4 protein-coding genes and 1 pseudogene are annotated in these 8,288 nt (G+C 63.0%); 4 read left to right on the top strand and 1 reads right to left on the bottom strand.

Features of this window, described 5'->3' with window-relative positions; translation table 11 throughout:
* The 4 genes and pseudogenes from purH to RMN95_RS00500 form a co-directional block, all read left to right on the top strand.
* Window positions 1-219: pseudogene (purH, locus tag RMN95_RS00515) on the top strand (bifunctional phosphoribosylaminoimidazolecarboxamide formyltransferase/IMP cyclohydrolase); the annotation flags it as partial.
* 193 nt (window positions 220-412) lie between these two features.
* Window positions 413-1,621, top strand: a complete 1,209-nt coding sequence (ddaH, locus tag RMN95_RS00510) for a dimethylargininase (RefSeq protein WP_309615022.1) — start codon at window positions 413-415, stop codon at window positions 1,619-1,621.
* A 367-nt stretch (window positions 1,622-1,988) separates the two neighbouring features.
* Window positions 1,989-3,797: an ABC transporter ATP-binding protein gene (locus RMN95_RS00505; RefSeq protein ID WP_309615021.1), complete on the top strand. Its 1,809-nt coding sequence runs from the start codon at window positions 1,989-1,991 to the stop codon at window positions 3,795-3,797.
* Window positions 3,794-5,599, top strand: coding sequence for an ABC transporter ATP-binding protein (locus tag RMN95_RS00500; protein WP_309615020.1), 1,806 nt, complete (start codon window positions 3,794-3,796; stop codon window positions 5,597-5,599). The genes RMN95_RS00505 and RMN95_RS00500 overlap by 4 nt, the downstream gene beginning before the upstream one ends.
* A gap of 86 nt (window positions 5,600-5,685) precedes the next feature.
* On the opposite strand, the gene RMN95_RS00495 is transcribed toward RMN95_RS00500, so the two are convergent.
* Entirely contained in the window at window positions 5,686-7,923 is a 2,238-nt protein-coding gene (locus RMN95_RS00495; RefSeq protein WP_309615019.1) for an alpha-L-fucosidase, read from the bottom strand.
* Between the last annotated feature and the right edge of the window lie 365 nt (window positions 7,924-8,288).

Raw genomic sequence — 8,288 nt, 5'->3', positions numbered from 1 at the left:
CAGCTCGCCGTGACTCGGGCTGGCGACCGCGCGGCAGGTTCGGTAGCCGCCAGTGACGCATTCTTCCCCTTCGCTGACGGGCTCGAGATTCTGCTTGCCGCTGGCGTCACGGCGGTGGTGCAGCCGGGCGGCTCCATCCGCGACGACGAGGTGATCGCCGCAGCCAATGCGGCCGGCGTCACCATGTACTTCACGGGCGAGCGCCACTTCTTCCACTGAGGTCCGCAGGCGCCCGTGGGCTCGCGGCGGGGGAAAACGCCCCCGCGGCGGGAGCAAATCTCGCGCGGCGGGAGTAGGGACTCCCGCCGCGCGAGTGTTTCTCCCGCCGCGGTGCTGGGCCCGCCGCGAGCGCCGCGGTGCTGGGCCCGCCGCGTACAGGCCGCGCAGAGCCGCGAGTCGGTAGGTTATGGGGATGCACTCCGCGATCAACTCTCGCCCCCTGCCCCTCGGTCGTCGACTCGCGGCGGCGGTGATCTCGGGTTTCGTCGTCGCCACGGTGACTCATCTCGTGACCGTCCTGGTGTTCTTCGTCTCGAACGGTGCGACCGCCGCGAACATCATCCCGATCAGTGACTACTTCCTTGCGACGAGTCTCGTGCTGTTCGTGCTCTATTCGGTCGCGGCGTTCCTCGGGGCGAACCGGCTCTGGCCTGTTGCGTTCGGCGCCGGACTGATCGCCGGTGTCGTCTCGACATTTCTGGGTACGCTCTACGCGGTGGCGGCGGCAACGCCTCTGACCGCTGAGGGGATGGGCTTCGTCGTGGCGAGCCTGCTGGGCACGAATCTGCTGTACTTTGCCGTCGCGGGGGCCGTGGCCGCGACCGCCGGGCGGTGGGCCTTCACAGCGATCGTGTCGCGCCGGGGACACCGCGTCGCGTTCATCCGGCAACCATCGTCGACCCTGTCAGAGGGCCAGGTCACCCACATCGAGCGGGCCGAGCTCGATGAGTTGCTGGCCGACGAGCAGTGGGACAACTACGTCGAAGCCCTGGTCACCGCGGGGTTCGAGACCGTCGAGTTGCCCGCCGCCGACGAACACCCCGACGCGGTGTTCATCGAGGATGCGGTGGTCGTGCTCGGGGGCACCGCCATCATCACCCGCCCCGGAGCCGAAAGTCGCCGCGGGGAGACCGACGCGGTGCGCCCGGCAGCCAGGAAGGCCGGTCTGAGGTTGCGCGAGATCCTCGAGCCCGGCACGCTCGATGGCGGCGATGTGCTGGTGGTGGATGCCACGATCTACGTCGGTCGCGGAGGGCGCACGAACGCGGAGGGCATCCGCCAGTTCAGGGCCTTCGCGACGAAGCTGGGATACACCGTGGTCGCCGTCCCCGTCACGAAGGTGCTGCACCTCAAAAGTGCGGTGACCGCCCTGCCTGATGGCACAGTCATCGGATATCTCGACCATGTGGATAATCCGCAGGCCTTCGGCCGCTTCCTCGCGATGCCGGAGCCAGGGGCAGCCGTGGTGGTGCTGTCTGCCGACACCGTGCTGATGGCGGCGTCCGTGCCACTGTCCATCGCGCTGGTCGAGGATCTCGGGTACACCGTGGTCACCGTCGACGTGAGCGAGTTCGAGAAGCTTGAGGGCTGCGTCACCTGTCTGTCGGTGCGCCTGGGCTAGGTGCCCGTCCTGGTTACCGATTATGAGCCGTGATCGACTATTGCGCTTCACCTGCGATCGGGCATATTCTGTAGGGCTGCCCGGGCCCGCCCTGCGAGACTCGGAGCACACCATACATAAGCCGGGAGGGCACCATGAAGAACACAGTCACCGCCAGGATCCGCTCGATTGCGACCGTGGGTGCCGTTCTTGGGGCCGACGCCGTCACGCCGCGCGTGCACACGGCGCCCCTGAGCTCCAGCGCCGTCTAGCTGGAGCGCTGCCCGCTACACCGCCTTCGCCGGGGCGTCGCCTGCATACGACGCCCGCCATCCACCTCATTCGCTGTCTCGAGGCACCGTAACGCCTCCTCCCATAAGGGATCTTTATGCCTGACTCCACGACCCCACCGGGTCGCTCCACACCCGTGGGCACGTTCGCGGCCATCCGCCGGCTGTATTCGTACGCGAAACCCGCGATGCCCCGCATCTACCTGGGCATGATCACCGGTCTTGCCGCCGGTATTGTCGCCCTTCTCATCCCGCAGGTGTTGCGTGGCCTCGTTGACGGCCCGTTGCAGTCCGGCGATTCCCAGCAGATTTGGCCGGCGTTCACCCTTGTTTTGGCTCTCGGAATTCTCGAGGCGGTCATGGTGTTCCTGCGTCGATTCTTCGTGCTGACCCCCGGCACCCATATCGAGGCCCGGATGCGCAACGCGCTCTACACGAAGCTTCAGCACCTTCCGGTCAGCTTCCATGATCGCTGGCCGAGCGGACAGCTGTTGTCGCGAGCGGTCAGCGACCTGAACCTCATCCGGCGCTGGATTTCGTTCGGCCTGGTGCTGCTCGTCGTCAACGTGGTCATGATCGTGGTCGGCTTCGTGTTTCTGTTCAACATCTCCTGGATTCTCGGCGTGCTGTTCGTGCTGTGCTCGATTCCGCTGTGGATCTACGGCTTTCTGTTCGAGAACAAATACTCCGTGGTGGCGCGTCGAAGCCAGGATCAGGCGGGCGACCTGGCGACAACGGTCGAGGAATCCGTGCACGGTATCCGGGTGCTCAAGGCCTTTGGCCGGGGAAAGTACGCTCTGAAGAATTTCTCGCACCAGGCCGAGATGCTCCGCGGGACAGAGATCGAGAAAGCGCAGGCCATCGCCGGGATCTGGTTGTGGCTGCTGCTGGTGCCCGATGTCACCTTCGCACTCGGCCTGCTCGGCGGCGTGTGGCTGGCCGTCAATGGGCAGATTACCGTCGGTGACCTCGTCGGGTTCTTTGCGACGGCGACCGTGCTGCGCTGGCCGGTCGAGTCGATCGGCTTCCTACTGTCGATGACCTTCGACGCGCGTACCGCGACCGACCGATTCTTCGAGGTGATGGACACCGAGAACAGCATCATCGACCCCGACGAGCCGAAAACTGTTGCCGACCCGAAAGGCCGCTTGGTCTTCGACAATGTGCACTTCAGGTATCAGGATTCGCCCGAGCGGGTGCCTGATATCGTCAACGGCGTCACCCTGACGATCGAACCCGGCGAGACCATGGCGCTCGTGGGCCTCACGGGCTCGGGTAAGTCCACGCTCACGGCGCTCACCACGCGACTGTACGACGTAACGCACGGCTCGATCGCGATCGACGGCGTCGACGTGCGCGACCTCAGGCTCACCGAACTGCGCACCCTAATGGCAATGGCGTTCGAAGACGCGACACTCTTCTCGGCTAGTGTGCGCGACAACGTGCTTTTGGGGCGACCGGATGCCACGGCCGACGATCTCGCCGAGGCCATCGACATCGCGCAGGCGTCGTTCGTTCACGACCTGCCCGATGGCGTTGACACCAGGGTCGGCGAAGAAGGACTGAGCCTGTCCGGCGGCCAGCGCCAGCGACTCGCGCTCGCCCGCGCGGTCGCGGCAAAGCCGTCGGTGCTGGTGCTCGACGATCCGTTGTCTGCACTCGACGTCAATACCGAGGCGCTCGTGGAGGCGGCCTTGCGGAGGGTGCTCGCCTCGACCACCGCACTCATCGTCGCCCACCGGCCATCCACTGTCATGCTCGCTGACCGGGTGGCGCTGCTGCAGGACGGCCGCATCACCGCGGTCGGAACCCATTCCGAGCTGCTGGCATCCAGTGAGCACTACCGCTTTGTCATCTCGAGCCTCGAAGACGAACAACAGCAGAGTCGATCGGAGGTCAGCTCATGAGTGTCATCGGTGTCGAAGGCGAAGAGCGCAACGATTTCACGAAGGACGAGAGTCGGCAGATTCGGCAGCGTTCCCTGCGGCTGCTCGGCTCGTTGGTGCGACCACTGAGGGCCCGGGTCATCCTGACCATGGTTGTTGTTGTGGTGAGCACGGCGGCCCAGGTTGCGGGCCCGGCACTGATCGCCTTTGGACTTGCCCAGGGGCTGCCTGCTCTGGTCGAAAACGATTGGGTGCCCTTGGCTCTGGCCGTCGGTGCGTACCTGGCCACGGCTGTAATCGGGGCGTCACTCATCTCCTGGTACACCGTGCTGACCGCTCGTATTAGCCAGGCAATTCTGCTTGACCTGCGCAAGCGCGTATTCCTGCACACCCAGCGGCTGTCGCTGGAGTTTCACGAGAAGTACACCTCCGGGCGCATCATCGCCCGGCAGACCAGTGACCTCGACGCGATCAAGGAGCTTCTGGATTCCGGTATTAACGAGCTGGTGCAGGGTGCGCTGTACATGCTGTTCATCGCCATCGCCATGTTCTCGCTCGACTGGGTGAGCGGGCTGGTGCTGTTTGCGGCGATCGGACCACTCGCGCTGCTTACGCGGTGGTTCCAGAAGCGCTCGCAGAAGTCGTTCCGCAACACCAGAACGGCCTCTGCCCAGTTGATCGTGCAGTTCGTCGAGACGATGACAGGCATCAGGGCGGTCAAGGCGTTCCGCAAGGAGAAGCGAAACGGGACCGAGTTCGCGGGTCTCGTGGAGAACTATCGGGTCACCAATGGCCGTGTCATCCAGTTGTTCGGAATCTTCGATCCCGGCCTGGTGCTGATCGGCAACGTTACGCTGGCCATGATTTTGCTGATCGGGGGGTTGCGTGTAGCCGAAGGCACGTTTGCGGTGCCCTTACTGCTCGCGACCGTGCTCTACGCCAGGCAATTCTTCGCTCCTGCGCAGGAGATGGCGATGTTCTACAACTCGTACCAGTCGGCGGCGGCCGCGCTGGAGAAGATCTCCGGGGTGCTTGAGGAGGAACCGAGCGTGGCAGACCCGACCACCCCCATCGACCTGCGATCGGCACAGGGTCACGTGAGATTTGAGCGGGTCGAGTTTGCGTATCGGGATGACCGGGTCATCCTGCCTCAATTCGACCTCGACCTACCGGCCGGCCAGACCATCGCACTGGTGGGTTCGACTGGAGCAGGCAAGTCGACACTGGCGAAGCTCATCTCGAGGTTCTACGACCCCTCGAACGGCGTCATCTCGCTCGATGGAATCGACCTGCGCCACTTGCACCCGAAAGACCTGCGCCGCGCCATCGTGATGGTCACGCAGGAGGCGTACCTGTTCTCGGGCACCGTCGCCGACAACATCGCGCTCGGCAAACCGGAGGCCACGCGTGATGAGATCGTGCGTGCCGCGAAGGCTGTGGGGGCGCACGAGTTCATCGAATCGCTGCCCGGCGGCTACGACACCGACGTGAATAAACGTGGCGGTCGGGTGTCTGCGGGCCAGCGGCAGTTGCTCTCGTTCGCGCGCGCATTCATCGCCGATCCGGTGGTGTTGATTCTGGATGAGGCGACCGCATCTCTCGACATCCCGTCAGAGCGACTCGTGCAGGAGGGCCTCACGACGCTGCTCGCCGACCGCACCGCGATCATCATCGCGCACCGGCTGTCGACGGTGGCGATCGCCGATCGCGTGCTGGTCATGGAGCATGGAGTCATCGTCGAAGATGGCACGCCGCGCGATCTCATTGCGGGCAGGGGGCGCTTTGCGCAATTACATGCGGCCTGGCGGGACTCTCTGGTCTAGTCGTTTCGCCCGGTCGTTGACTATTCTGAGGACAGAATGAAGGCGGCCGCGCGATGAGCGCGACCGCCTTCAGTATGTTTCTGCTACTAGCCGAGCACTCTCACGTCGGCGAGGGCGAGGAAGCCGGTTCCAGCCAGTTGGACTCTCACGTACTGGCCGGTCTTCCCGCCGGGGATGGCGATCGTGGTGGGGCTTCCGGCTTGTGTGGTTTGGTGGCTAGACCATACCCAACTTTGGGCCGCTTGTGCGGTGGGTGACAGCCCTGCGGTGAAGGGCCGATCGGAGACCATTACCCAATAGTCCGACAGTCGCTCGGCGTTCAAATCGCTACGGTTGTAGATCTGCACGCTGGAGACATTCGACGCCGTACCGAGGTTGGTATCCCACCAGGCGTACTGGTCGTTGCCGGTATGAGAGACCGACCTCGACGAGAAGATTCCGTTGGTGTTGCCGTCGTTTGCTCGGCTAGCCGCGCCTCCGTACTCCGTCGACGATTGCGTTGCTGTCTTACCGAAAGCTAGATTCTCGGCGCTAAACGCTTTCACTTCGGTGAGAGCGAGGGATCCAGTTCCGGCGAGTTGGACTCTGACGTACTGGCCGACCTTGCCGCCGGGGATCGTGACCGCGGCGGGGCTTCCCGCTTGCGTCGTCTGATGGCTTGATGACACCCAACTTTGGGCGGCTTGCGCGGCGGGCGACAACCCGGCGGTGAATGGTCTGTCGGAGACCATCACCCAGTAATCCGAGAGTCGTTCAGCGTTTGATTCAGTACGGTTGTAGACCTCCACAGTGGAGACCTTTGCCGCGCTGCCAAAGTCGGCACCCCACCAGGGGTACTGCTCGTCACCGGTATGCGTGACCGAGTTCGACGCGAAGTCGCCGGTGAGGATGCCGTCAATTGCTCGGGCGGCCGCGCCGCCAAAAGCTGTCGACGACTGTGATGCCGTTGAGCCCGCGATGAGATTCCTGGTGCCGAGTGTTTTCACTTCGGCGAGGGCCAGATAGCCGGTTCCGGCGAGCTGAATTCTGACATACTGACCCATCTTCCCTTCCAGAATTTTGACCGTAGTCGGAGTACCCGCCTGTGTGGTTTGGTGACTTGACCAGACCCAAGGCTGGGCCGCCTGTGCTGTAGGTGACAATCCTGTGGTGAAGGGCCGGTCAGAGACCATCACCCAATAGTCCGACAGTCGGTCGCCATAAGAGTCTCGGTTGTGTACCTCGACGCTGGAGACTCTCGCGGTGCTGCCGAGGTTTGCGTCCCACCAGGCGTACTGGTCACTGCCTGTGTGCGAGACCGAGGATGCCGAGAAGTTTCCGTCGGTGTTGCCATCGTTTGCTCGACTGGCCGCTCCTCCGAACGCCGTCGACGACTGTGTTGCTGTTGCCGTCAGTCCAACTTTCGGCTGACGCAGAATCGACCCAATTTCGGTCAGGCGTGACGCGTATGGCGCCGAAATGGTGCCATCCTTCCCGGGCCCAACATTCAGCAGGTAGAGACTATTCCTCTGGTTCACACTGGTAACCGTGTCGGCGACGGTCTGGGCTGGCTTGGGTGCCCCAGTGTATGGGGCCGCGAACCATGAGCTGTTCGTGTCGAGAGTGTCAGAGGTGTCTTTCACTCGTGCATCCTGCTGGGGAAGGCCTTCGAAGGGTGTCTCCCACACCATCACATCGGTTGTAGCGGTGTTTTGCTGATGGTCATTATTCGCAACCACCGTCGTGGGCGAAATGCTGCGGATGTAGCTTCGTACCTCGTCGTAGTTGATCGTGGAGTAAGGAACGTGCCAGCCCCAGCCGTCGAACCAGAGGTAGTCGATGGTTCCGTAGTTTTGTAGCAGCTCGCGCAGCTGGTTCTTGACCAGTGCCGTTGTGTCGCCGTTGTACTGGTCCCAGATGGAGAAGTAGATTCCCACCTTGAGGCCTGCGGCTCGCATCGAGTTTGTGTAGTCGCGAACGATGTCCCCGTTGCCGTTCTGGTAGGGGGATTCGGCGATGTCATAGGTGGAGTAGGCGGTGGGCCAGAGGGCGAATCCGTCGTGGTGTTTGGCTGTCAGCACACCGAAGGTCATGCCCGCTGACTTCATCGTGGCTGCCCACTGATCGGTGTTAACGGTTTGCGTCGGGTTGAAGTCCGACCTGCCGGTGTCTGTGCGGGGGTCGTTACTCCACTGGCGACCGGTGTAGGTACCCGGTCCGTAGTGGAGGAACATCCCGAACGGATTGTCTTTCACCCACTGCTGCGCTTGTGAGTCGGCGGCAGTGGCGGCCGGGGCTCCCGACACGAGCAGACCAAGGGCGGCTACCGTGGCCGTCAGGAGCATCAAGCCCCTTGAACGGCGACGCAAGTGTGAAGAAAACTTCATGTTTGCCTTTCTCCCGGGGTCACCATTGACACCCTCCTCACAACCTATAGGAAATGTAATCGAGAGTACAGGTCGGGATTGCTTTTCAGCGAACTGAACACTTCCCTGGCCGGTGAACTGGCCGGTGAACTGTGATGTCTCAGGACATCGGTGACGGTTTTGTGTCAGGACATCGGTGACGGTTTGGTGTGTCAGGACATCGGTGACGTTTAGAGTGTTTGGGGTCGTCGCCCTCGGGGTTTCCCATTGCCGACGTATCTGATTCCGGGTGCGGGCCAGGTGTGCTCGATGATGAGCGTTCCGTTGCTGTCGAAGAACAGCAC

Origin of the sequence: Salinibacterium sp. (assembly GCF_031364185.1) — a bacterium.
Taxonomy (GTDB): domain Bacteria; phylum Actinomycetota; class Actinomycetes; order Actinomycetales; family Microbacteriaceae; genus Rhodoglobus.
This window is presented reverse-complemented; position numbering and strand designations above follow the sequence as displayed.

Excerpts from the sequence above, each read along its gene's own strand:
- ddaH (WP_309615022.1), top strand. The coding sequence starts at position 413 with ATGCACTCCGCGATCAACTCTCGCCCCCTGCCCCTCGGTCGTCGACTC.
- RMN95_RS00505 (WP_309615021.1), top strand. The coding sequence starts at position 1,989 with ATGCCTGACTCCACGACCCCACCGGGTCGCTCCACACCCGTGGGCACG.
- RMN95_RS00500 (WP_309615020.1), top strand. The coding sequence starts at position 3,794 with ATGAGTGTCATCGGTGTCGAAGGCGAAGAGCGCAACGATTTCACGAAG.
- RMN95_RS00495 (WP_309615019.1), bottom strand. The coding sequence starts at position 7,923 with ATGCTCCTGACGGCCACGGTAGCCGCCCTTGGTCTGCTCGTGTCGGGA.